The organism is Chryseobacterium gossypii (genome assembly GCF_041361455.1).
In the GTDB taxonomy this organism is placed as follows: Bacteria; Bacteroidota; Bacteroidia; order Flavobacteriales; family Weeksellaceae; genus Chryseobacterium; species Chryseobacterium gossypii.
The window spans coordinates 70,123-93,042 of record NZ_JBGCUR010000011.1; the positions used below are offsets into that span (position 1 = coordinate 70,123).

The window sequence follows — 22,920 nt, forward strand, 5'->3', positions numbered from 1 at the left end:
TACAGGCAGATCGGTTTGTCCTTAGGGATAATCTGCCTGAATCCTTTGAACCTCTAGTCCAGCGGGCTTATTCCATCAGCTTATGAATCATTGATCCAAGGATAATGCGGATGCTTTCATCCTATTGTTCCTCAATAAAAACAAGGTCACCAGACCTACCGTTATTTCAATTAGCGCGCTTCCCCAATAAATGCTTTTTACCCCGAAATATCCCGGTAAAATAAGCATCAGGGGAACGTATAAAATGATCTGCCTCAGAAATACCAGAAAGCTTGCTTTTTTACTGTCATTTACGGCAGGATAATAGGAGAGGGCAAGAACCGTGACCGGCAAGAACGGCAGCACAGAGAAAAACAATCTGAAATCTGAAATCTGTTGGCTGCTTACCGGATGCCCGGGAAGCATTAAGCGGATCAGCTGTCCGGGAAAAAAGAGGGCCATAAGAAAGAAAGGGGACAGCAGGGTAATTCCTGCCAGGATATATGCCTTTAAAAATTCCCATGCTCTTGTATATCTGCCCGCACCAAAATTGATTCCCACCACCGGCTGAAGACCCCTCATCAGTCCGAACAGAGGAGTTAGTAGAAATAAAAAGAAACGGTTGAGAACCGTAAAAAATGAAATATCACTTTCTGTCCCATACCTGGCAATTGCATTAAAGACAATCATACTTTGTATGACGCCCATAACCGACAGAACCATTTCCGGAAAGCCCAGCTTCAATATTCTTTTTACGGTGGATACATCAAATGACACGCATCTCCAATTGGTTTTAAATGAACTTTTTCCTCTGGCATAATAAAGAATCCCGAGCAGGGAATAGACCATCATTCCGCAGTTCGTAGCCCAGGCTGCCCCTGAAACCCCCATTCCGAAACCTGAAATTAAAACCGGCTTTAATATAATATCGATCACCAGCCCTACAGCAATCATGGCGGCAGCTGTTTTCATTTTGCCTTCTGCCCTGATCAGCATATTCAGAGCCAGGCCGTATATCCAGAAGACCGTCCCCAATAAGGTTACCCGGAAATATTCAACGGCAATGGCCTGCAGATCACCCTGTGCACCCATCATAGCCATGAGCTCACGGGCAAAAATATAAGCAGGAAGCATACACAGCAATGAGAAAAAGATACAAAGAAAATTGAAGCTTCCGAACAGATGATAAAGCTTTTCCTGCCTGCCTTCACCGATCCAGATGCTTATGGCGGCTCCTGCCCCTGTTCCGGCAAGCCTGCCGAATCCCAGAACGATCTGTGACAGGGGATAAGCCATTCCCACAGCCGCTAATGCCCGGGTATTGATGAGATAGCCTACAAAAACAGCATCCAGAAAATTATTGACCCCATACAGAACAATTGCCGCTACGGCAGGCCATGAGGTTTCCCACATGACCTTTTTCGGGTCACCGTTCAGGATGAATGCTTTGCGGTCCATACTCCTGAGGTGTTAAACTGCTGAAAAGCAATACGCTTTTCTACCTTATACACTTCTTTTCCGGCAACAGCATTAATGATTATGGCATTCCGGTAAGCTCCCATGCCCAGATCCGGTGTTACAAAACCATGTGTATGCAGCTCTGCATTCTGAACAAAAACAGTTTCAGCATGATCTATGGTGTAATTCCGGCTTACATCAAATAAGCCCTCTTCTGTCCTCCTAATCACATTTTCAATCCCTTTCAGAAAGGCCGGTTCCTTGTATTTGTATCCGGTTGCCAGAATGACATAGTCTGAGACATGGGTAAATGTGACTTTATCCTGGATGTGCGTGAAATGCAGAAGATACGCATTGTCCCGAAGCTCAACAGCATCCAGCTGGCTGCTTGGTCTCAAGGCTACATTCAGTTCTGCATTCCCCACACTCATTTCGTAAAGCGAATCAAAGATATCATTGATCAGGTCAAAATTAATCCCTTTATACAGCGGAGGCTGCCTGGCCAATAATGTTTTGCGCTGTTGGGAAGACAGCTGGTAAAAATGATCCACATATTCCGGAGACGTAAGTTCCAGTGTCAGCTTTGAATACTCCATCGGAAAAAAACGGTCAGGCCTTGTAAACCAGCTCATATGCATGCCGTTTTGGGTCTCAGGGAGCAGGTCCTGAAATATTTCTGCTGCGCTTTGTCCGGAACCTATGATCGAAACTGAATTTGATCGGATAATTTCCTCCTTATGGTTCAGATATTCCGAAGTATGGACCACGTTTGGTAAATTTTTTCCTTCCATGAATGGCGGAAGAGCCGGCCGGGTACCTGTTCCCAACACCAGGTTTTTCGCATAAAAAGTTTTAACATCCTTATTTTTCAGATCCAGGACCTCCACCATATAAAGCCGTTCAGCCGCATTAAAGCTTATATTTTCAACCTTGTTGCCAAAACGGCAGTTTGGCAGCTGATCTGCTACCCACTGGCAGTAAAGGTTATATTCTTTTCTTAAAATAAAGAAATTCTCCCTGATATAGAATTTATAAAGACGATCGGTCTCCTTCAGGAAATTCAGGAAGCTGAATTTGCTCTTCGGATCAGCCATCGTCACCAGATCGGCCATGAAAGGAACCTGTAAAGTGGCGTTATCCAGCATTAAACCCGGATGCCAGTCGAAACCTTCTGCCTGATCAAGGAAAAGGGAAGTCACCTGATCCACCGGCTCCAGAAGAGCAGCTAAACCAAGATTGAAGGGGCCGATCCCGACCCCGATGATATCATATGTCTGTTTATTTTCCAATGTATTTGTTTTATACGGTTATGATTTTAAATATTTTTTGCTTCCAGCCTGCTATCAGGGCATTTCTCCCAATATCCCTCACGTGTACAGAAGGTAAGGTAAGCCGTTTTGTGGGGCATTTCGATTACTCCTTCACGGGTATAGCCAAGCCGGGTAATGATCCTGTCCGTAGGAATAGCATCTACTGAAGCTTCACCAATGCATTTCCCGACTTCCGGGAACGAGAAAATATAATCCAGGGCAACCTGAAATGACTGGAAGGAGAATTTTTTATCTTTTTGGGTTTCGGCAACAAAAAAATGGGTCCCATAGTCTGTAGGCAATGCGTCATAGTAAGCCCCTACAACATCTCTCATAGGCCAGTAAGGCTCAAAGCTGAACTGGGGTACATCATTTACATATCCGATAAAGCTGTGCTGTTCGTCACCAGGGAGAATCGTCCTGAACCAAAGCTCCAAATCCCTTTTAGGGCCATCCATTTTCCAGAAAGGTTTGGCATGCTCCATATTGAACCATTCATGCACCATTTCAAAATCACGATCAATATCAAAAGGCCTGATGCTGATATTAATGTTTTCTTCTTCAAAATATCTTGAATAAACAATATCCCGGGTTTCCGGCTTAATAAGCTTATCCGTAAAAAAATACTTGTTGAGAGGGTTTGGAGTGTCCAGGAAAACAGCAGGATATTCCATAGATTCATCCGCCTCATTGATATTTTGCAGGCTTGTGATCAGATTTCCTTTTGTGTACCAGCTTCTTTTATTGGTTATATAGCTTACCAGACCTGTTTCGTCTTCGTTTTCATGTTCCTTGAATGCTTTGTAAACGAGATTGATCAGCTTTCTTTCACTGGCCAGTTGCTGGCATCCTAAAGCGTTAACAACGCCGAGAATATTATTGGTTACCAGATAATAGGTATATTTGGGCGCTAAAGATTCCTCATCAATAACCGACTGGCTTTCATCCGCAATTCCCGGGATCACCTGTGAGACCAGCTTTTTCCTTCCTTCCCTGAAAAAGAATCCCTGATTATCCCTGAAATAGATCTTGGCCGGAAATCCTTTTTCATCAAGCTCAATCATAACGTTCTGCTGATGAAATTCGCAGGCCAGCCCATAAATATTCAAAATTTTCACAATGGGCCTTACGCAGATGTGAAGGTATTGTTTAAACCAGTCCAGAGCCACATGTTCCAGGGGTAGCCCAAGATTGCCGGCAGCATCGGCAATGATGTTCCGAAGCCTTGAAGGTTGTCCTAAAATACCGTCCTGGCAGAGTGCAGCCAAAAGCGTGACGTTTTTATGTTTATTTTCCCCTCTGAAGGGATTCCTCCTGATGCTGATATTGAACCCGTTAATCATTTTACCGTTATACCTTACAGCTATAAATGCAGGATCTACCATGAAATCTATTTCAGGGAAATCATGACGCAGATTTTTACCCCAGTCGGTTTTCAGCAGCCGGCTGATGTCATAGCCCCGGTGGAGTTCAGGATACAGGTTAATCCTTTCCGAGTTGGTGATTTTCACATGCAGGGAAAACTTATACATCCATTTGCTGGCTTCATGATAAACTGTTCTTACCGAAGAAGTAGGGGTGAAGTACTCTCCGTAATGACCTAAGGGAAAGAGCAGCCCCTGTTCCTGCATAGCCTGTACATTGGTCTGGTTTAAAAGATATTCGGCTTCCCATGGATGCATCGGAACCATCCTGTATTCCGGAAATTCATCCCATAATTTTTTATGCTCAGGATCCAAAAGCGGATAGATGATTCCCCGCAATTCTTCGGAGACAGGTGTCCCGTCAGCATTTTTCTCAATAATATTCTCAGGATGGATCAGAAAGTAAAACAGCTGGAATCTCCCTGAGGTTTCGGGAGAATATTTCACTAGATCCCCGGAGCTGAACCCTTGTTTAGATTTTGGGACCGGATGTAGGATATGCCCTAAAATAAGGGATTGCTCAGCTTCTATGAAAGACATTTCCAGGTGATTAACCTGCCGGTTACTTTCTGCCAGGTCATTCAGATAAAAAATTAGATTTTCAATACTGTTATTCAGCCTTTCCATAACCGTTGAAGCTTCGATGCCCGGATAAAGCGTCTTTGCATATTCTGCGATAAGGGCCATAAATCCGTAGATATCCAGCCCGGAAACTTCATCGGTTTCCAAAGTTCTTCGTAAAACGGGAAAACCAAAAAGATGTCTTCCGGTATCCGAAAAGTAATTGACAGGAATATACACATCACATCCTATAGATGAAAAATCTATTCTGATATGCAGACCTGTCGGGGTCATCCGGAGGTGTTTTGCTATGGCTGCGTCATATTTCGGGATTCCGAGATAACGGCTCCAGTTGGTAAATTCCCGCATATAGCAGTTGATGAGCGCCGTATAATTGATTTCCTCAGCGTATTGCCGGACATCAGTTGACTTCAATGTATTCATTTCCGTATTGTTTTATGGTGTTTAAAATAGACCGGATATCTTCGATCGTGGTTAAAGGGTTGAGGATCGTAAACTTCAGGTAAAACTGTCCGTTCACTTTTGTTCCTGCCACTAAAGCATTTCCGTTTTTATACAGTTGTGACTTGATGTAAATATTGATCCTGTTCAGATCAAAGGTTCTGAAAGGATCCGCAGAATAGCGGAATACCAGTGCGGAAATATCTGAGCGGTTCAAAAGCTCAAAATGAGGATCGTTTTCCAGAAGATCGGCCGCTTCACGGGCCGTATGAATAATTCTTTCAATATAGCTTCCAAGCCCCTTTTTCCCGATCATCCGCAATGTAAACCACAGTTTCAGGGCATCAAACCTTCGGGTGGTCTGGATGGATTTATTTACCTGGTTCGGTATTTCATCTTCCTCATGGTCTTTCGGGTTCAGGTAATCAGCATAATGGGTGATCAGTCTGAAATAAGCTTTATCTTTAACCATAAAACCGCTACTGCTTACGGGCTGAAAGAAAGACTTATGATAATCTACTGTTACCGAATCGGCATATTCGATTCCTTTGATTACATGTCGGTATTTTTCAGTCAGGAGCAGGCCACACCCGTAAGCCGCGTCTACATGCAGCCACAGGCCATACTGCGAGGCAATTCCCGCCAGGCTTGCCAACGGGTCTATATTTCCGAAATCTGTAGTTCCCGCTGTCGCAACAATGGCAATCGGGATATTTCCGCTTTCAATTTCTTTTCTGATGGCATCTTCCAGCAAGACACTGTTCATTCTGAAAGACCGGTCTGTTCTTACCTTTACAATGGCCTGCTCACCCAGTCCTAATATTGAAGCGCTTTTCTGAATGCTGAAATGGGCGGCATCCGATACGAAAATCCTGAACCTGCAGGCATTTCCCGGTAATCCGTCTTTCTTGATATTATGGTGGAAATGTTTCAGTGCATAATGATCCCTTGCCAGCAGCATTCCCATCAGGTTGCTTTGGGAGCCCCCGCTCGTAAAGATCCCGTCTGAAGATCTACCAAATCCTATTTCCCGGCAGGTCCATTCAATAAGCTTCTGTTCCATCAGGGTTCCTCCGGCACTCTGATCCCAGGTATCCAGGGAAGAATTGATAGAGCTTATCAGCATTTCTGCCGCAATTGCAGGTATTACCACCGGACAGTTGAGATGGGCTACATATTTCGGGTGATGAAAGGCAATGGCATGTTTTGTATAAAGTGTTCTTACTTCTCCAAATACTTCGTCATAGCTCCGGGGCGGATCATTAAGATCAATATGTTCAAACTGTTTTCTCAGCTCTTTCGGAGATATCCCGCTGAAAGGCTGGCGGACATCCTCTAGAAAGGCAACAACATTTTTTTCTGCCTGGCGTACTGCATCCTGGTATTCTTGGATATTGATATCGCAGAACAGGTTTTCCAGATCTGGAAAAAGGACCTCTTTTTCAGAAACCGGTTTTCCGGTAATGGCTGTGTTCATAAAATATTGGATTGATGTTTTTTAATTATATGTGTTATCCGGAAGCATTTCGGAACCGTACCGGTCCGTTACCGTTCTTTCCGGAACTTGCTCAAACCATTAATCATGCCGGCGGCTAATAATTAATCGTATATCCTAGAGAAAATGTGGTTCCCCGCCCCTGATAGGCAAACGCTTTCCGGGGGGCTCCGTAGAAAAATTCGGAACGCTGCCCCCATATTGTAGTATACTGCCTGTTAAAAATATTCTGAACCCCGAAGTTGATCACTCCTTTATTCAGTTTTACATTACCGATAAAGTCAAAGAGGGTATAGCCGTCGATTCTCATATCAGCCAGGTCCGTATACTTCATAGAGCTCTCCATTTGCAGCCTCAGTGAAAACCGTTTGGCATTCCATCCGGTAAAAACCAGAAACTTTGACGGATTTGTCGTATAAACAGACTGGTTTTCCCAACCTTTATCTGTTGTTTTAGTTTCAGATCCCATTAATAGAATATTTCCGCCAAATTCCGGGCCCTGCGCCAGCTTATAGCCCAGAGCACCTTCAAAACCATAGTTCCTCAGTTTCTGATCTAACAGGGAAATAGTGAAGGCCACATTGTCGATTTTCAGGGTTTTGTTGGAAAGGGCATAGAAAAATGCTCCCTGTGCATAGAAGCCGGGTGCCGAACCTTTGCCATGTCTGAATCCAATTTCCAGCTGATCTGTTTTGATACCGCTTAACGGTTGCTCTGCAATGTTTATGCTGTTCAATAAATTCCAGTGATTGTTCACCAGTTCATATTTTCCAAAGCCATAGGATTTTGCTGCGTCAGGAACCGCAAACCCTTGTGAAAAGCTTAGCCAGGTCTGCCAGGAAGAAGTTATTTTGTATAGTAAACTTCCGTTGAGCAGAGTTACATCATAATTGTTCTTTCCTCCTTTTACCGGATCAGCAGAGCTTCCATATCCGAAATGCATATATACCTGCTCTTTAAAGCCTACGAAATCATCCAGTTTTACATTGATGGACTGCTGCCTGATTCCCCCTGAAAGAACAAGCTGCTTAGTAATATTCCAGTCTGCCTGAATAAAGCCTGACAGGGTAAAAATCCTGGTATCCGGATATCTTCCTACCAGTGCATCCGTTTTATTCACCAGCCCTCCGGACTCGCTGCTGATCTGTGGATTGAATATGGCCTGGTCTCCCGTAAACTTTTCAATATCCGAATCCATTCCGTAAGTGAAGCTGAAAGAGTTCCATTTTTTGTTCAGAACAACCTTTGCCCCGTAAACATCCGTGTTGCCTCTTGCTGAAGAAAGAAATACCGGAAGGGTAATTCCTGCCGGAGGTTTCGGTACTTCTGCAAATGAGGCTCCGAAGTCCACTTCCTCCCTTCGCCCGAAAGCCTGAACAATGGCATCCTGACCTCCAAAAACATTTCTCAGGTTATATTGAAGGTTAGCCATGAAGCGTTCCGTGCGCGGAACCACATCTGCATCAGCACCATCCGAAACATTGATCAGAGCATCGTTTTGGGTTGTAAAACCTTCAAAGTTCCTTCCGAAAGACAGCCATCGTTTATTCCTTACCCTGGAATTGTAATATTGTAAATCCAGGCTCAGGTCCTGATCTGAACCCAGTCTGGCGTAGATTCCGCCTAAAAGATCGATCGATCTGTTGTACTGGAGATCGGATTGCTTCACATCCGTAATGATCTGGTCTCCATTGGCATCGAAAGCACCTTCATTTTGGGTAAATGCAGCACCCAATCTGAATTTTACAGTTTTGCTTCCGCCTTCAACGGATTGGGCAACTCTTTTATCAAGATCATTTTTATGGAAGCCGGTTTTAAGGCCTGCCGTAGTTTCAAAAGCTAGTTTTTCAGAGACAGGCCTTTTGGTAATGATATTGATGATTCCACCGGTAGAATCTCCTCCATAGATAGAGGATGCCCCTGAAAGCACCTCAATTCTTTCGATATTGAAGGGGTCAATTGAATCCAGCTGCCTGCTGGCAGCTCTTGTGCTGTTCAAGGAAATCCCGTTGATCATGACAAGGACGTTTCTCCCTCTCATATTCTGGGCATAATTTGTTCTTCCCTGGTTTCCGAAATCAAGGCCCGGAATCATATTTCCCAATACTTCCTTTAATCCCGCGCCACCTCTGATCTGCTGCTGAAGCTCCTGTCGCCCGATCACCCATACGGTTCCGGGAATATCACTGATCTGCTTTGGAGAACGGGAAGATACCAGGATCACTTCGCTGATGTCCTTTGTGTTCAGGCTGTCCTGCATCGTTTGACCTGACGCAGATACATACAGGGCTGGCAGCATAATGACGGAAAGTAAGTACTGTTTATTCATTTATTTAGAATAATTAAAAATAGAGAACAAATATAAATTATTCTCATGAAAATTTTCACCCTGATTTTTATCATGTAATTCAAACAAAAGTGAATTTAAATTTAAAATCGCGGCTATTCAAAGTAAATAATTCTAATATAAACAGCTTTTACAAGCCATTTTTAACTATTCAACAACAAAAAACGAAAGAAAATTATTTTAAAATTTTATAAATAAGTAACGGAAAAGTGAATTTTTATGATCCGGATACGCGCTAAATGAAAACATATCTTACTTCATCATTCCTCAAAAATGGACCTTACAGATTGTGAAAGGATTTTAACACAATTTTCCATTTCATCAGCATTCAGGTTTCCGAAACCCAGCCGCATTGCGGTGAGATTCATGTTCTGGTAAAGGAGAGTTTTGGGAATGAACAGATTATTTTGTGCACAAACCCGGCCGAGCTGCATAAGGTTCACCGGGGTTTTCCATTCTATCCAGAGCGCAAGACCTCCGGACGGTCTCTGAAAATGAATATGATCACCGAGGTGTTCTTCCAGCAGATGTGTAAAATAGTCTCTTCTTTCCCGGTATACTTTCAGGGATTTTTTGAGATACCTGTGAATTTCCCCTTCTGCAATCATTTCCCCTAAAACCTGTTCCATCAGGATATCACCCTGCCTGTCTATAATTCCCAGATATTTCCTCATTTCAGCCATTACATTTTCCGGTGCTACAATAAACCCCGTACGGAACCCCGGAGCAAGGGATTTCCCAAATGACCCGATGTAAATTACCATTCCGTTTGTATCTGCACTGGCTAAAGGAAGGATAGGGCTTTTATCATAATGGAAGTCATAGTCATAATCATCTTCAAGAATAATAAATCCGTATTCATTGGCAAGATTCAGCAACTCAAGCCTTCTTTGTGCGCTTAGGGTTACCGTAGTAGGATAATGGTGATGCGGAGTAAGGTACAGCATTCTTACCTTGTGTTTTTTGCAGACTTCCCGCACACCTTTCACACTGATGCCTTCTCCGTCTACAGGAATGGATATGATCTTTACGCCAGCCTGCTGGAAAATCATATTCACAGAAAAATAACTGAGATCTCCTACCAGAACGATATCGCCCTCGGACAAGAGGATCTCGGAAGCAATATAAATGCTCATTTCCGTACTCCGGGTGATGAGAAGATTGTTCTTGGAAATGGGCAATCCTCTTGATAAATTCAGATACTGGGATAGGTGCTTTTTAAAAAATTCACTTCCGTCATAATTGTACTGGCCTATTTTATGAGCCTTGCGCTTCAGTATCGAGCTGTAAATTCTGGAATGCTGGTCGATCTGGGTCAAACGGATATCCGGTACACCATCATTGAAAAGATATTCGCAGTCTGAACGTTCAAAAGGATCATCCAGGATATTTGAAGTTTTAAATGAAAAGCCCGTTTGTTTAGGATAGCGTTCGAGACCGGCTTTTTCAAAATATTTCAGCCGTGTCGGCAGATCTTCCTTCTTCCCGATAATAAAAGTCCCTTTGTTGGGCACACTTTCCACCCAGCCCTGGGCCAGCAATTCATCATAGACAGCAACGGCCGTATTTCTGTGGATATCCAGAAGGCTGCTTAAGGCCCTTGTTCCGGGAAGCTTGGTCCCAACAGAAAGAAAACCTCGCTGAATAGCATTGATCAGCTGATTGGTGATCTGCATATAAACAGAAACATCTGATTTCCTGTCAATTTTTATAAAGCCTGCATAAGGAATATCAACCGGACTATCCATAATATTAAAACTGGCACCATTAAACCATCCGGCAATATACTACTTTTGAAATAAAAAATCATGACGCTTTACCACCTCTTGGAAAAAATTGTCCATAACAATGAAATGCATGCCCGATGGCTGAATACGCTTTCATTCATGGAAAATGCCGGAGCACGGAAGATCTCCGCCTGCGAACATCCGGAAAAAGTAGATATCATACAGCTGAAGCATGCTGCGGAAGAGCACCGCCATGCTTTTTACCTGAAAAAACAAATTGCCAAGCTGGGTCCTGAGCTATGTACAGCTTACAGAAATCATGAGCTACTTGCGCCGGTTGCGACCCGCCAATACCTTCATTCACTGGATATCCGTTCCTGCAGGTATCTGAAAGAGAATTTCAATCTCGATAAAGAAGGCTTAAAATATGCGGCTTACCTGTTTGTAACCTATGCTATTGAAGTAAGGGCGGATGAGCTGTATCCGGTTTATCAGGATATCCTTACCAAGACAGCGTCCCGGATTATGGTAAAATCAATCATTCTGGAAGAAGAAGGTCACCTGGAGGAGATGGTCAGCCAGCTGAAAAGCTTTTCGGAGAACTGGGAATCCCATGCGGAAAATATTGTAAAAATAGAGAAGAGCCTGCATGACGAATGGATGGACTCCATTGATCAGGAAATTTCACGGTTCAGCTATGTTTAAACGTTTACAGGAAAATCTGAATAAGAGGGAAGAAGCCGGCATATTGAGGCTCCTGAAGCTTCGGCCAGACGGAGCTGACTTTTACTCTAATGATTATCTGGGTTTTGCCGGCAATAAGGAGCTTCAGAGTCTGTTGCTGAAACAGGTTTCTGAAAGACCATACCTGTTATCAGGTAGCACCGGCTCAAGGCTGATCAGCGGAAACAGCATTGTAGTCACTGAAACAGAAAAGTTCATCGCCCATGAGCATGGATATCCCTCCGCTTTGCTTTTCTCATCCGGTTACAATGCCAACCTGGCATTGTTTTCCACGCTACCCGGCCGGCACAGTACCGTAATTGTTGATGAGCACATCCACCGTTCCGTGCACGATGCCTGCCAAATGTCCTACGCTAAAAAATTAAAGTTCAGGCATAATGATCCCGAAGACCTGGAGCAGATTTTAAGGAGGCAGACCGGGGAATGCTTTATTGCCATTGAAAGCCTCTACTCAATGGATGGCGATCTTGCCCCAATTGAAGAAATTGCTGCCCTCGCAGAAAAATACGACGCTGTCTTAGTGGTAGATGAGGCTCATGCTTTTGGAGTCTTCGGATACGGATTGGTGGAAAAGTACCACCTGAAGGATAAAATTTCCGTTGTCCTGATCACTTACGGAAAAGCTTTGGGGGCACATGGGGCCGCTATTCTGTGCGATGAATCAACGAGATCTTACCTGATCAATTTCGCGTCTCCACTGATCTATACAACATCCTCACAAGATTTTCAATGGGTGAGCATAAAAACCGGATATGAGTTTTTAAAAGCGAATGAACAGCTGCCGATACAATTGCAGGAGAACATCAGAATTTTCAGACAGCAAGCCATGAAAACCCCTTCATCAGAGCACAGTCCTGTTCAGGCTATCATCATTCCGGAGCATGAGCGGCTGAAAGCTTTGCAGCAAACCTTGTTGCAAGAAGGCTTTCTGACCTATCCTGTCTATAGCCCGGCCGTTAGGCCCGGGACAGAGCGCCTCAGAATATGCCTGCACAGTTTCAATACGGAAAAAGAGATCATGGAACTTGCCGGTATCATAAAAAGCTTCATAAATAAAAGTTGAACTTAAATAGATAACATAAGAAATGAAACTATTCATAACCGGAATCGGTACGGATGTAGGTAAAACCGTCTGTTCTGCAGTTCTGGTAAAGTATTTTAACGCAGATTACTGGAAGCCGGTACAGTCTGGAGACCTTGATTATACGGACAGCATGAAGATCATGGGCTGGGTGGGGAATGACGTGGTTTGTCATCCGGAAGCCTACCGCTTACAGCTCGCCGCTTCACCTCATCAGTCGGCGGCGGCAGAAGGTACACGGATCAATCTGGAAAGTTTCAGGCTGCCTGAAACATCCAATCCCCTCATTGTGGAAGGAGCCGGCGGATTGATGGTTCCTCTTTCCGATCATGAATTGATCATTGATCTTATCGTCAGATTAAATATTCCCGTTGCGCTGGTCGTCAGAAATTATCTGGGCTGCATCAACCACAGCCTGCTGTCTTTACTGGCACTTAGACAAAGAAACCTTAACCTTGAATACCTTATTCTCAATGGGAGCTTTCCCAGAGATACGGAACGGGTAATCATCAACTTCCTGATGCCGGAAACCAAAATCATCAGAATACCGGAGGTGGAGTTCCCCACACCGGAAAATATAAAGATCATTACAAAACAACTTAAAATTTATGACAATGGATAAAAAAACAAAAATGAGGAATGACTGGACAAAAACGGAAATAGAAGAAATCTACCACCTGCCTTTACTGGAACTGATCTATAAGGCTGCAAGCGTTCACCGGGAATGGCATGATCCCAGGGAAGTGCAGATATCCACTTTGCTATCCATAAAAACCGGAGGCTGTCCGGAGGACTGTTCCTATTGCGGGCAGGCTGCACGATATCACACCAATATTAAAGTTCAGGCCTTATTGCCTACGGAAACGGTCATCGAACATGCCAGAAAGGCGAAAGAATCAGGCTCCTCCCGTTTTTGTATGGCCGCAGCGTGGCGTGAAGTACGTAATAACCGAGATTTCGACCGGGTTATTGATATGGTGAAAGGAGTGAGTGAACTTGGTATGGAGGTTTGCTGTACCCTTGGAATGTTGACGGAAGAACAGGCGATTCGGCTTCAGGAGGCCGGGCTATATGCCTATAATCATAACCTGGATACTTCAGAACAGTATTATGATGAGATTATTTCCACCCGGACATTTGACAACAGGATCAATACGATCAATAACGTAAGAAAAGCCGGGATCACCGTTTGCTCTGGCGGTATTATCGGTCTTGGCGAAACACATCAGGACAGGATTTCAATGCTCCTGACGCTGGCTACGATGCCTAAACATCCGGAATCCGTTCCGATCAATGCTTTGGCCAGAGTAGCAGGAACTCCCCTTGAAAACAATCCTAAGGTAGACACCTGGGAAATGGTGCGGATGATTGCTACGGCAAGAATCATCATGCCTTCATCAATGATCCGATTAAGTGCCGGAAGGATTGAAATGACGGAATTTGAGCAGGCCTGGTGCTTTATGGCAGGTGCCAATTCCATCTTCACGGGAGAAAGAGAAACCCTGCTGGTAACCCCTAATCCCGGCGTTTCAGAAGATATGCTCATGCTGAACACTTTAGGACTAAAACCGATGGAAAAGATGGAAAAAGTGCAAAGCTAGGCATTTCAGCTCAGGTCGGGATTTTTCCTGACCTATTGCTCCTATATCTGATTATCACTATTCAAACCGGTTTTATAAAAATTTACTAACAATATGCAAAATTTAAAAGAAAGGGACAGAACCGTCAACTGGCACCCCTATACACAAATGAAAACTGCAGATGAGGCTATTCCCATCATAAAAGGAGAGGGGATTTATCTTTACGATGACGAAGGAAAAAGATACATCGATGCAGTGTCATCATGGTGGGTTACCTTACATGGTCATGCCAATTCTTATATTGCCCAGCGTGTTTTTGAGCAGCTGAATACCCTTGAACAGGTTATTTTTGCAGGCTTCACCCATGAGCCGGCCATACGGCTTTCTGAAAATTTACTGAAACTGCTGCCGGAAAACCAGAAGAAAGTCTTTTATTCCGATAACGGGTCTACGGCTGTGGAAGTGGCTTTGAAAATGAGTATCCAATACGCTTATAATCTGGGAAAGGAGAAAACAAAAATCTTAGCTTTCAAAAACGCCTATCACGGGGATACTTTCGGCGCAATGTCCGTAAGTGGAAGAAGTGCCTGGACCCGGCCTTTCGGGGAGATGCTGTTTGAAGTTATTTTTATAGATACTCCTGACCGGGAAAACCTTGAAGACCTGAAATCGCAGATCAGGGGCATAGCTGAAGAAACGGTTTGCTTCATTTATGAACCTTTGGTTCAGGGGGCTGCGGGTATGCTGATGCATGCTTCGGAAGATCTGTCAGAGCTCATGAAGTTTTGCAGGGAACAGGGCATACTGCTGATCCAGGATGAAGTTTTTACAGGCTTTGGGAGAACAGGAAAACTTTTCGCCGCAGATCACCTTTCCGAAAAGCCTGACATCATGTGTTTTTCAAAAGGATTAACGGGAGGAACCATGCCTATGGGGATCACCACCTGCTCGAATGAGCTGTACCATGCTTTTTATTCTGATGACCCGTACAAGACCTTATTTCACGGTCATTCATTCACGGCCAATCCGCTAGCGTGCACTGCCGCCCTGGCAAGCATGGAACTTTTACTGAATGAGGAAACCCAATTGAATATAAGCATGATAAAGGAACAGCACTATCAGTTCGCTGAAATCCTTAGCCGGCACTCAGGGGTAGAAAATGTCCGCCAGACCGGAACCATTTTGGCCTGGGATCTAAAAACCCGAAAAGGAACTTCCTACTTTAATGAAACCGGGAAAAAAATTTATGGTGAGTTCCTCTCAAGGGGGATCATTATGAGGCCATTGGGAAATGTTATGTATCTGGTTCCTCCTTACTGCATTACCTCCGGGGAGCTGAATTTTATCTACAGAAATATCTTGTCGGTACTGGACCGGCTGGATGCTCATCATGGCAGACCTGAATCTGCCGGACAGCTCTAAGCCTTTTATTGGCTTGTTTTTTGGATTCCTGTAGTTAAAATTTCCCTTATGATATCAGTGTTTTTATTGCAGCTAGACTGGAAAGAATTATTAATGGGGCATGAAGAATGGTCGTTTCTTCTGGAGATCATATTGCGGACCGTCATTATGTTTTTAACGATCATCATCGGGCTGAGGGTACTGGGAAAAAGGGGAGTCAAGCAGCTTTCCATATTTGAACTGGTGGTCATCATCGGGCTTGGCTCAGCTGCCGGGGATCCCATGTTCAATAAAGATGTGGGTATTGTTTCCTCTATCATTGTCTTTCTTGTCATTATCCTCTTATATAGCATGATAACTTATTTTATCGGAAGGAATAAGAATTTTGAAAAGCTGGTAGAGGGAAGGTCTATCTGCTTAATCGAAAACGGTGAGTTTTCCATAGAAAACTTCAAAAAGGAAAACCTGGGAAGTGACGAGTTTTTTGCAGAATTGAGGCTGAAAGGTATTTCCCAGCTTGGTCAGGTGGAAAAGGCCATAGAAGAGATTTCAGGAGAGATCAGTGTATTCTTCTTTGAAAATGAAAAGGTAAGATACGGGCTTCCCATTATGCCTGACTCCCTGGATGATCCGCTACGGCATATTCCTCAGGAAGGGTATTATTCATGCGTATTTTGCGGACATACCGAAATAAAACCGGCCGGGGAGGCAGGAAAGTGCCCAAAATGCAAGAAAGAGGAATGGGTACAGGCCAGCAATAAAAAAAGAGTGACATAAGTAGAAATAATGTATTTTTACTTATGGAAAATTTAAACTTTGAATCCAATTCTCTATTTGAATTATACCAGCATCTCAACCTTCCGGTCAACTTAATCAATACGGCCGAAGGCTTTTCAGTTTTTAACCTTAAAGATGTCGGTTTCCAGCTTCCGTATCAGTCCACCTCATACCGTCCTAACTTTTTTTCCTTCCTGTTTGTAAAGGACGGAGCCGGAAAATATACCATTGATGAGCATACCTTTGAAGTGAAGGAACATTCGGTCTATTTCACCAATCCCAGCAATTACAGAACTTTCAGCTGGGAAAGGATCGGGGAGATCTATCTGATTACCTTCGATGAAACGTTTCTGAAAAAATATGTGAGCAAAGAAATATTTCAGGATTTCCCGTTCCTTTTGACGGAAACCGTAAGGCCTAAGATCGTAACGGATGAATTTTACGAATCCGTGGAAAAGGTTTATCTTCAGATCCATTCCGAATATGTAGGAACTTCAGCTTATAAATACAAGATTATCGGTCATCTGCTCGCTGTTCTTTTTTATAGGATCAAACAATATTTCTGGCAGGATTATAATCCTATTTATGAGGGCAACAGGAGCTCGCAGATCGTCAAGTCCTTTAAACAGCTTTTGGAAAAACATTACCGTGATTTGCTTTCCGGCAAAACGGATACTGCTTACAGGGTGCAGGATTATGCCGATGCGCAAAACCTTCACCCCAATTATTTTAACAATGTCATCAAATCCAAAACAGGAAAATCCGTAACCACATGGATCTCGGAAAAAACCATTTCCGAAGCTAAGGCTTTATTGCAGAATTCTTCGGTTTCCATTAAAGAGATCACGTACAGACTGGGATTTTCCGAAACGGCTCACTTCAGCAATTACTTTAAAAAGCACACCCGTACAACGCCGGCCCAATACAGAAAAGAGATCACCGAAAACCGGTAACCGGATATTCTTTCAGCTACATTTAAAATTTGCAACTAATCCTTTAGTATTTGCAACAAAACCGGCCTGCTCCCGCGCTACCTTTGTCATGTAATCTTAAAACAATTAAAATCATGAACAATTTATCTGAAAAAGTAGTCCTTGTAACAGGCGCATCCAAAGGAATAGGAGCTGAAGTAGCCAAAAAGCTTGCAGAAGCCAATGCCAAAGTAATTGTAAACTATGCAGGCAGTAAAGAAGACGCTGACCAGGTTGTGGCAGCCATTAAGGAAAAAGGCGGAGACGCTGTTGCCATTCAGGCAGATGTAAGCAAGCCTGAAGATGTAAAATCACTTTTCGATCAGGCCATTGCCCGGTATGATAAAATTGATGTTCTGGTAAATAATGCCGGGATCATGATCACCAAAACTATCCAGGAAACCACCGATGATGAATTTGACCGTCACTTCAATATCAATGTAAAAGGCGTTTTCAATACGCTCCGTGAGGCAGCCACCCGGCTTGCGGATAACGGAAGTATCATCAACTTTTCAACTTCGGTAAACAGGCTGATGCTTCCGGGCTATGCAACTTATGTGGCTACAAAATCTGCCGTAGAACAGCTTACCAGGGTTTTCTCCAGAGAGATCGGGCACAGGGGGATCAATGTAAATTCCATTTCGCCCGGCCCTACAGCCACAGCATTATTCTTACAAGGAAAATCCCAGGAAACCATAGACAGGCTTGCCAACCTGAATCCGTTCGGAAGAATTGCAGAGACAGATGATATTGCCAATGTAGTGGTATTCCTTGCCAGCGACGAGGCCAAATGGATCAATGCTCAGAATGTAGGAGTAAACGGGGGAATGGCATAATAGCTCATAATTATAATTCATAACTCAATTACAAAATGAAAACAAGCTTATATGGTAAAACAGCCCTGATCACGGGCTCAGCCAGAGGTTTAGGAAAAGCCATAGCGGAACGTTATGCAGCTTTGGGGGCCAATATCGTCATCAATTATTCCAGAGATAAAGCTTCTGCGGATGAAGTGGTCTCCAACATCAAGGCCATGAATGTGGGTGTCATTGCTGTTCAGGCGGATGTAAGCAAAGTTGCAGAGATAGAAAAGCTGTTCAGTGAGGCTAAAAATGCCTTCGGGAAAATAGACATCGTTGTAGCCAACGCGGGTATCGAAATGGTGGAGACTCCTGTTACGGATTTTACCGAGGAACAGTTTGACCGCCTTTTCAGCATCAATACCAAGGGCGCGTATTTCACAATGCAGCAGGCTGCAAAAAATGTAGAGGACAACGGAAGAATTATTTACATCGCTTCCAGCACAACGGCATTTCCCGTTCCGGGAATGGCCGTGTACGGAGGCAGCAAAACCACGCCAAGGTACATGGTTGATGTGCTGTCAAAAGAGATCGGGCATCGCGGGGTAACGGTAAATGCCATTATTCCTTTTGCCGTGGACCATTCGGGGATCTTTGCGGAGGAAAACAGCTATCCGGAACTAAGGAAATCGCTTATAGACAGTTGCCCCATGGGCAGATTGGCAGAGGTGGAGGATGTAGCCAATATTGCCGAGTTTTTTGCAAGTGATTTGTCTTCATTCGTAAACGGGCAACATTTGTTGGTGAACGGCGGAGCAACACAATAATTCAAATCATTTTTCAATCACAATATGGAAGCACTAAAGAATAAAAGAGTAGTGATACTGGGTGCAAGCTCAGGATTAGGGTTGGCAACAGCAAAGGCTGCTGCCGGAGAAGGAGCAGATCTTATCATGGTCTCAGGCAATCAGCAGCGTATTGATGAAGCCTTGAAAAGTTTTCCGGCAGGCACGGAAGGATATGCCATTGATCTGAGTAAGGAAGAGAATATCAGAGATTTCTTCGGGAGAATCGGTAAATTTGATCACCTGGTATATACTGCCGGAGAGAATTTGAATCTGACCTATCTCTCGGAAACAGATTTGCAGAAAGCAAGGGACTTTTTCATTCTCCGTTATTGGGGAGCTCTGGCAGCCATAAAATATGGAAGTCCAAACATCAATGAAGGCGGTTCCATTGGCCTTACCAGCGGAATTGCAAGCCAGCGGCCGGGCCCGGGCTGGGCATTGGCATCAAGCATCTGCGGCGCGATGGACGGCCTGTGCAGAGCCATGGCAGTAGAGCTGGCCCCGGTAAGAGTAAATGCAGTGGCTCCCGGTGTCATCAGAACCAATTTATGGAACAGCATGACGGAGCAGCAAAGAGACGATTTCTACAAAAATGTTGGAGACTCCTTACTGGTAAAAAGAGTGGGGGAAGCGGAAGATATCGCCCGGACATTTGTTTTTCTAATGAAACAAAGCTTCGCTACAGGACAGATCATTACTGTAGACGGTGGTGCCGTCCTGGTTTAGACTATTCAAAAACCCGTTTTGGCTTAGTTTTCACTCATTTCGGTTTATTCAGGATTTTGTTTGCTGCAGAACTTTGCATTCATCAAATCAAAGAAAAATGAATAAAACTGTTTTAATTACCGGAACTTCATCCGGAATCGGAAAAACTACAGCCATCTATTTTGCCAATAACGGCTGGAACGTCGTTGCAACGATGCGTACTCCGGAAAAAGAAACTGAACTGCATCAATACCCTAATATCTTTGTCACACAGCTGGAGGTAACAGAGCCTTCCTCCATTCAGCAGGCTGTTGAAAAAAGTATTGAAAGGTTCGGAAAGATCGATGTGGTTATTAACAATGCAGGCTATGGCCAACAGGGACTTTTTGAAGCCACTTCTCCTGAGAAGATCAAGGCCCAGTTTGAGGTCAATGTATTCGGAGTCATGAATGTTGTCCGGGGCATTCTGCCTCATTTCCGTAGCAACCGATCGGGAACGATAGTAAATATTTCCTCAGGTGCCGGCAGGGTAACCACGCCAATGCTATCCGTTTACTGCGCTTCAAAATTTGCTGTGGAAGGGTTTACAGAATCCCTGGCCTTTGAACTGGATTCGCAGAATATCAGAGTGAAGATAGTAGAACCGGGGTTCATTAAAACACCATTTTATGAAAGGGCTCATAAGGAATTTGCTTTTGATCCCGGGCTTGAAGACTATAAGGAGTTTTCTGAAGAGATGAATGCGTTCTTTACCTCTTTTGGAAGTGCAGACAATCTTTTCTCTTCAGCCGATGTCGCCCGCATCATTTATACAGCAGCTACGGATGAGACCACCCGGCTGCGCTATGTTGCAGGACCTGACATCGAACCGTTGCTTGGGATCAGAAACAGCAAGCCGGATCAGGAATATGTGGATTTTACCAGAAATCTGTTTATGCCGAACGGATTTAAAAAATAGTCCGAAGAAAACCTGTAATTGCAATTAATTACAGGTTTCTTGACATCAGCAGGCTTTTAATTTAATATTTTTGTGTTTAACATTCTCATATGCGCGTATTATTTTCATTGGCTATATCTTTAGTTTTCAGTTTAAATATCCCGGCCCAGGATTTAGAGGCTGTATTCCGGAGAGTAGTGGATTCGGCTTATCAGGCCAATCCCGGAACTATCGGGTTGCTCGTTCACATAGAAGCTCCCGGTAAAAATATTTCATGGAGCTATGCGGTGGGCAGCAACGGTAAAAACAATTCCCAAAGACTCAATCCCGACCAGCCGCTTTTAATAGCCAGCAATACAAAACCCTATATTTCTGCAACTATCCTGAAGCTCATAGAACAGAACAAACTGAAAATAGATACCCCGGTTAAAACTTTATTGAGCGAAAAAACCGTTACATTGCTTTCCGGAGCGGGATATGATCTGAATAAGATCAATCTAAGTCACTTACTGTCCCATACTTCAGGAATCAACGATTACGTCACGGAAGATTATTTTAAATTTATCGATACCCATAAAAAGTACAGCTGGACAAGGGATGAGCAGATCACTCTGGCTTCAAAGCAAAAAAAACTGGGTGAACCCGGAAGTGTTTTCAGATATGCCGATATCAACTATGTCCTGCTTTCTGAAATCATTGAATTACAAACAAAGAAACCTTTCTACAAAGCAGTACGTTCTCTCCTGAACTATAAGAAACAGGGACTGAAAAACACCTGGTTTATCCAGCTTGAAAAACCTGGCCATCACACCCTTCCTATGGTAAACCAATACTGGGGTCATCGCCATTGGGAGATCAAGGAACTGAACCCATCCTGGGATTTATACGGTGGCGGCGGAATGGCCTCCAACGTTCATGAAATGGCCCGGTTTTTCCAAATGCTTTTTAACGGAAAGATCATTAAAGATCCGGAGATATTGAACTTATGTACACTGATGTTCCCCCGGATCTGGATACCAACTACTGTCTGGGTATCAGAAAGATCAGAATAGGGAACATGACGGTCTATAATCATGGAGGCGGTCTTGGCACCGATGTGATCTACCTGCCCGGGCTTAATGCAAGTATTTCCATAGCGGCCGTGGATGCAGATAAAAGACCTGTTGCCGTAGAGATAAGCCATCTTCTTGCTTTAAAATTACAATCGTTAAAATATTCCGAATGATCGATCCGTCCGTAAAGAAAAATAATCTGAAGTATTTTGATTCCATTTCCGGGCTTACAAATGCTTTCGGAGTTTCAAAGCCTCTGCATCCACTGATCACAGTCTTCAATCACGACGAGATCTCACCGGATTCTGAAGTGAAGAACCTGGTCACCAGTTTCTTCATGATCTCTTACAAAAGCAATTTAAAAGGAAAGCTGAGATATGGGCAAAGCCACTATGATTTTGATGATGGAGGACTTATCTTTGTAGCTCCTAACCAGGGTTTATCGGTTGTTGATGACAGTGGCGAGTGCCTCGGGATGAGTTTGTTTTTCCATCCTGATCTTCTTCTTTCCTATCCTCTGGGAAAAACTATCAGCTAATACGGCTTTTTTTCATACAATATTACCGAAGCTTTGCACATATCTGAAAAGGAGAAGCAAAAGATCATCAGCGTTTTTGAAGACATCCGGCTGGAACTTGATTCTTTAATTGATGACATCAGCCAGGATCTCGTTATTTCCTATATTGAAGTACTGCTGAACTATTGCAACCGCTATTATAAAAGGCAATTCATCACCCGGAAACCCGCCAGCCATACGGTCCTGGAAAAGTTTGAAAACTATTTGTCTGAATATTTTGATAATGAACTTTCCTTAAACCGGGGCCTTCCGGATGTGAAATATTTTTCTGACAAACTTCACCTTTCTTCAAGTTATTTAAGTGACATGCTCAGGAACCTGACCGGCCTGAACACCCAACAGCATATCCATGCAAAACTGATTGATAAGGCCAAGGCAAAACTGGCCTCTACAGACCTTAGTATTGCTGAGATAGCCTATACTCTGGGCTTTGAGCATCCACAGTCTTTCAATAAACTTTTTAAGGCTAAAACCCGGATGTCCCCGTTGCAGTTCCGGCAATCTTTGAGCTGAAACACCGTTATTTTTAAATATAAATTCAGAATTTATTACACTATATAGGGAATTATACAGTGATTATTCCCATTAAAATTTGCATATTTGTCTTGTTAACAATTAAAAAAAACATCTTATGACAAAAAAAGAATTGACCGGCAAGGTAGTACTGATCGCCGGAGGAGGGAA

General features: G+C 43.6%; 21 protein-coding genes. 15 read left to right on the plus strand and 6 right to left on the minus strand.

Translation table 11 applies throughout. From position 1 onward, the window contains the following. Window positions 1-87: 87 nt before the first annotated feature. The 6 genes from ABMQ40_RS08335 to ABMQ40_RS08360 all read right to left on the minus strand — a co-directional run bounded on the left by ABMQ40_RS08335 (window position 88) and on the right by ABMQ40_RS08360 (window position 10,784). Window positions 88-1,437 (minus strand): MATE family efflux transporter, encoded by a 1,350-nt coding sequence (locus ABMQ40_RS08335; protein WP_370898463.1) that lies wholly within the window; start codon window positions 1,435-1,437, stop codon window positions 88-90. Then, a complete protein-coding gene (locus tag ABMQ40_RS08340; protein WP_370898465.1) occupies window positions 1,413-2,726 on the minus strand; it encodes a lysine N(6)-hydroxylase/L-ornithine N(5)-oxygenase family protein in 1,314 nt (437 codons plus the stop codon). Before ABMQ40_RS08340 ends, ABMQ40_RS08335 begins: the two co-directional genes overlap by 25 nt. 26 nt (window positions 2,727-2,752) lie before the next feature. After that, window positions 2,753-5,176 carry a GNAT family N-acetyltransferase gene (locus tag ABMQ40_RS08345; protein ID WP_370898467.1) on the minus strand — a complete coding sequence of 808 codons (2,424 nt, stop codon included), beginning with the start codon at window positions 5,174-5,176 and terminating at the stop codon, window positions 2,753-2,755. Continuing rightward, window positions 5,154-6,671, minus strand: coding sequence for a pyridoxal phosphate-dependent decarboxylase family protein (locus ABMQ40_RS08350; RefSeq protein ID WP_370898469.1), 1,518 nt, complete (start codon window positions 6,669-6,671; stop codon window positions 5,154-5,156). The genes ABMQ40_RS08345 and ABMQ40_RS08350 overlap by 23 nt, the downstream gene beginning before the upstream one ends. A gap of 115 nt (window positions 6,672-6,786) precedes the next feature. Then, the gene (locus tag ABMQ40_RS08355) at window positions 6,787-9,018 is read right to left on the minus strand and encodes a TonB-dependent receptor (RefSeq protein ID WP_370898471.1); all 2,232 of its coding nucleotides are present in this window, start codon (window positions 9,016-9,018) and stop codon (window positions 6,787-6,789) included. A gap of 278 nt (window positions 9,019-9,296) precedes the next feature. Next, window positions 9,297-10,784: an aminotransferase-like domain-containing protein gene (locus ABMQ40_RS08360; RefSeq protein ID WP_370898473.1), complete on the minus strand. Its 1,488-nt coding sequence runs from the start codon at window positions 10,782-10,784 to the stop codon at window positions 9,297-9,299. A gap of 60 nt (window positions 10,785-10,844) precedes the next feature. On the opposite strand from ABMQ40_RS08360, the gene ABMQ40_RS08365 reads away from it, so the two are divergent. The 15 genes from ABMQ40_RS08365 (at window position 10,845) to ABMQ40_RS08435 (ending at window position 22,749) form a co-directional block, all read left to right on the plus strand. Beyond that, complete coding sequence (locus ABMQ40_RS08365; RefSeq protein WP_370898475.1) at window positions 10,845-11,468, plus strand: hypothetical protein; 624 nt, start codon at window positions 10,845-10,847, stop codon at window positions 11,466-11,468. After that, window positions 11,461-12,570 (plus strand): aminotransferase class I/II-fold pyridoxal phosphate-dependent enzyme, encoded by a 1,110-nt coding sequence (locus tag ABMQ40_RS08370; protein ID WP_370898477.1) that lies wholly within the window; start codon window positions 11,461-11,463, stop codon window positions 12,568-12,570. The genes ABMQ40_RS08365 and ABMQ40_RS08370 overlap by 8 nt, the downstream gene beginning before the upstream one ends. A 22-nt stretch (window positions 12,571-12,592) precedes the next feature. Continuing rightward, complete coding sequence (bioD, locus tag ABMQ40_RS08375) at window positions 12,593-13,210, plus strand: dethiobiotin synthase (protein ID WP_370898479.1); 618 nt, start codon at window positions 12,593-12,595, stop codon at window positions 13,208-13,210. Next, window positions 13,203-14,189, plus strand: a complete 987-nt coding sequence (gene bioB, locus ABMQ40_RS08380; protein WP_370898481.1) for a biotin synthase BioB — start codon at window positions 13,203-13,205, stop codon at window positions 14,187-14,189. Before bioD ends, bioB begins: the two co-directional genes overlap by 8 nt. 93 nt (window positions 14,190-14,282) lie before the next feature. Further along, window positions 14,283-15,590, plus strand: a complete 1,308-nt coding sequence (bioA, locus tag ABMQ40_RS08385) for an adenosylmethionine--8-amino-7-oxononanoate transaminase (protein WP_370898483.1) — start codon at window positions 14,283-14,285, stop codon at window positions 15,588-15,590. Between the two features lie 48 nt (window positions 15,591-15,638). Then, entirely contained in the window at window positions 15,639-16,346 is a 708-nt protein-coding gene (locus tag ABMQ40_RS08390; protein WP_370898485.1) for a DUF421 domain-containing protein, read from the plus strand. Between the two features lie 23 nt (window positions 16,347-16,369). Next, window positions 16,370-17,299: a helix-turn-helix domain-containing protein gene (locus ABMQ40_RS08395; protein WP_370898487.1), complete on the plus strand. Its 930-nt coding sequence runs from the start codon at window positions 16,370-16,372 to the stop codon at window positions 17,297-17,299. 113 nt (window positions 17,300-17,412) lie between these two features. Next, window positions 17,413-18,153 (plus strand): SDR family oxidoreductase, encoded by a 741-nt coding sequence (locus ABMQ40_RS08400; protein ID WP_370898489.1) that lies wholly within the window; start codon window positions 17,413-17,415, stop codon window positions 18,151-18,153. A 35-nt stretch (window positions 18,154-18,188) separates the two neighbouring features. After that, window positions 18,189-18,944, plus strand: coding sequence for an SDR family oxidoreductase (locus tag ABMQ40_RS08405; RefSeq protein ID WP_370898491.1), 756 nt, complete (start codon window positions 18,189-18,191; stop codon window positions 18,942-18,944). Window positions 18,945-18,968: 24 nt separating this feature from the next. Beyond that, on the plus strand, window positions 18,969-19,691 hold the full coding sequence (locus tag ABMQ40_RS08410) for an SDR family oxidoreductase (RefSeq protein ID WP_370898493.1): 723 nt from the start codon (window positions 18,969-18,971) through the stop codon (window positions 19,689-19,691). Window positions 19,692-19,788: 97 nt separating this feature from the next. Further along, window positions 19,789-20,628 carry an SDR family oxidoreductase gene (locus tag ABMQ40_RS08415; protein ID WP_370898495.1) on the plus strand — a complete coding sequence of 280 codons (840 nt, stop codon included), beginning with the start codon at window positions 19,789-19,791 and terminating at the stop codon, window positions 20,626-20,628. A gap of 89 nt (window positions 20,629-20,717) precedes the next feature. Beyond that, window positions 20,718-21,659, plus strand: coding sequence for a serine hydrolase domain-containing protein (locus ABMQ40_RS08420; protein WP_370898497.1), 942 nt, complete (start codon window positions 20,718-20,720; stop codon window positions 21,657-21,659). A 5-nt stretch (window positions 21,660-21,664) separates the two neighbouring features. Then, entirely contained in the window at window positions 21,665-21,832 is a 168-nt protein-coding gene (locus tag ABMQ40_RS08425; RefSeq protein WP_370898499.1) for a hypothetical protein, read from the plus strand. Continuing rightward, window positions 21,829-22,197, plus strand: coding sequence for a hypothetical protein (locus ABMQ40_RS08430; protein ID WP_370898501.1), 369 nt, complete (start codon window positions 21,829-21,831; stop codon window positions 22,195-22,197). Before ABMQ40_RS08425 ends, ABMQ40_RS08430 begins: the two co-directional genes overlap by 4 nt. Before the next feature lie 33 nt (window positions 22,198-22,230). Continuing rightward, entirely contained in the window at window positions 22,231-22,749 is a 519-nt protein-coding gene (locus ABMQ40_RS08435) for a helix-turn-helix domain-containing protein (RefSeq protein WP_370898503.1), read from the plus strand. Window positions 22,750-22,920 lie beyond the last annotated feature (171 nt).

Coding starts and splice junctions, on each gene's coding strand:
- ABMQ40_RS08420 (WP_370898497.1), top strand. CDS start 20,718: ATGCGCGTATTATTTTCATTGGCTATATCTTTAGTTTTCAGTTTAAAT.
- ABMQ40_RS08360 (WP_370898473.1), bottom strand. CDS start 10,784: ATGGATAGTCCGGTTGATATTCCTTATGCAGGCTTTATAAAAATTGAC.
- ABMQ40_RS08410 (WP_370898493.1), top strand. CDS start 18,969: ATGGAAGCACTAAAGAATAAAAGAGTAGTGATACTGGGTGCAAGCTCA.
- ABMQ40_RS08365 (WP_370898475.1), top strand. CDS start 10,845: ATGACGCTTTACCACCTCTTGGAAAAAATTGTCCATAACAATGAAATG.
- ABMQ40_RS08405 (WP_370898491.1), top strand. CDS start 18,189: ATGAAAACAAGCTTATATGGTAAAACAGCCCTGATCACGGGCTCAGCC.
- ABMQ40_RS08345 (WP_370898467.1), bottom strand. CDS start 5,176: ATGAATACATTGAAGTCAACTGATGTCCGGCAATACGCTGAGGAAATC.
- ABMQ40_RS08400 (WP_370898489.1), top strand. CDS start 17,413: ATGAACAATTTATCTGAAAAAGTAGTCCTTGTAACAGGCGCATCCAAA.
- ABMQ40_RS08425 (WP_370898499.1), top strand. CDS start 21,665: ATGACGGTCTATAATCATGGAGGCGGTCTTGGCACCGATGTGATCTAC.
- ABMQ40_RS08350 (WP_370898469.1), bottom strand. CDS start 6,671: ATGAACACAGCCATTACCGGAAAACCGGTTTCTGAAAAAGAGGTCCTT.
- ABMQ40_RS08370 (WP_370898477.1), top strand. CDS start 11,461: ATGTTTAAACGTTTACAGGAAAATCTGAATAAGAGGGAAGAAGCCGGC.
- ABMQ40_RS08355 (WP_370898471.1), bottom strand. CDS start 9,018: ATGAATAAACAGTACTTACTTTCCGTCATTATGCTGCCAGCCCTGTAT.
- ABMQ40_RS08415 (WP_370898495.1), top strand. CDS start 19,789: ATGAATAAAACTGTTTTAATTACCGGAACTTCATCCGGAATCGGAAAA.
- ABMQ40_RS08430 (WP_370898501.1), top strand. CDS start 21,829: ATGATCGATCCGTCCGTAAAGAAAAATAATCTGAAGTATTTTGATTCC.
- bioB (WP_370898481.1), top strand. CDS start 13,203: ATGGATAAAAAAACAAAAATGAGGAATGACTGGACAAAAACGGAAATA.
- ABMQ40_RS08395 (WP_370898487.1), top strand. CDS start 16,370: ATGGAAAATTTAAACTTTGAATCCAATTCTCTATTTGAATTATACCAG.
- bioA (WP_370898483.1), top strand. CDS start 14,283: ATGCAAAATTTAAAAGAAAGGGACAGAACCGTCAACTGGCACCCCTAT.
- bioD (WP_370898479.1), top strand. CDS start 12,593: ATGAAACTATTCATAACCGGAATCGGTACGGATGTAGGTAAAACCGTC.
- ABMQ40_RS08335 (WP_370898463.1), bottom strand. CDS start 1,437: ATGGACCGCAAAGCATTCATCCTGAACGGTGACCCGAAAAAGGTCATG.
- ABMQ40_RS08390 (WP_370898485.1), top strand. CDS start 15,639: ATGATATCAGTGTTTTTATTGCAGCTAGACTGGAAAGAATTATTAATG.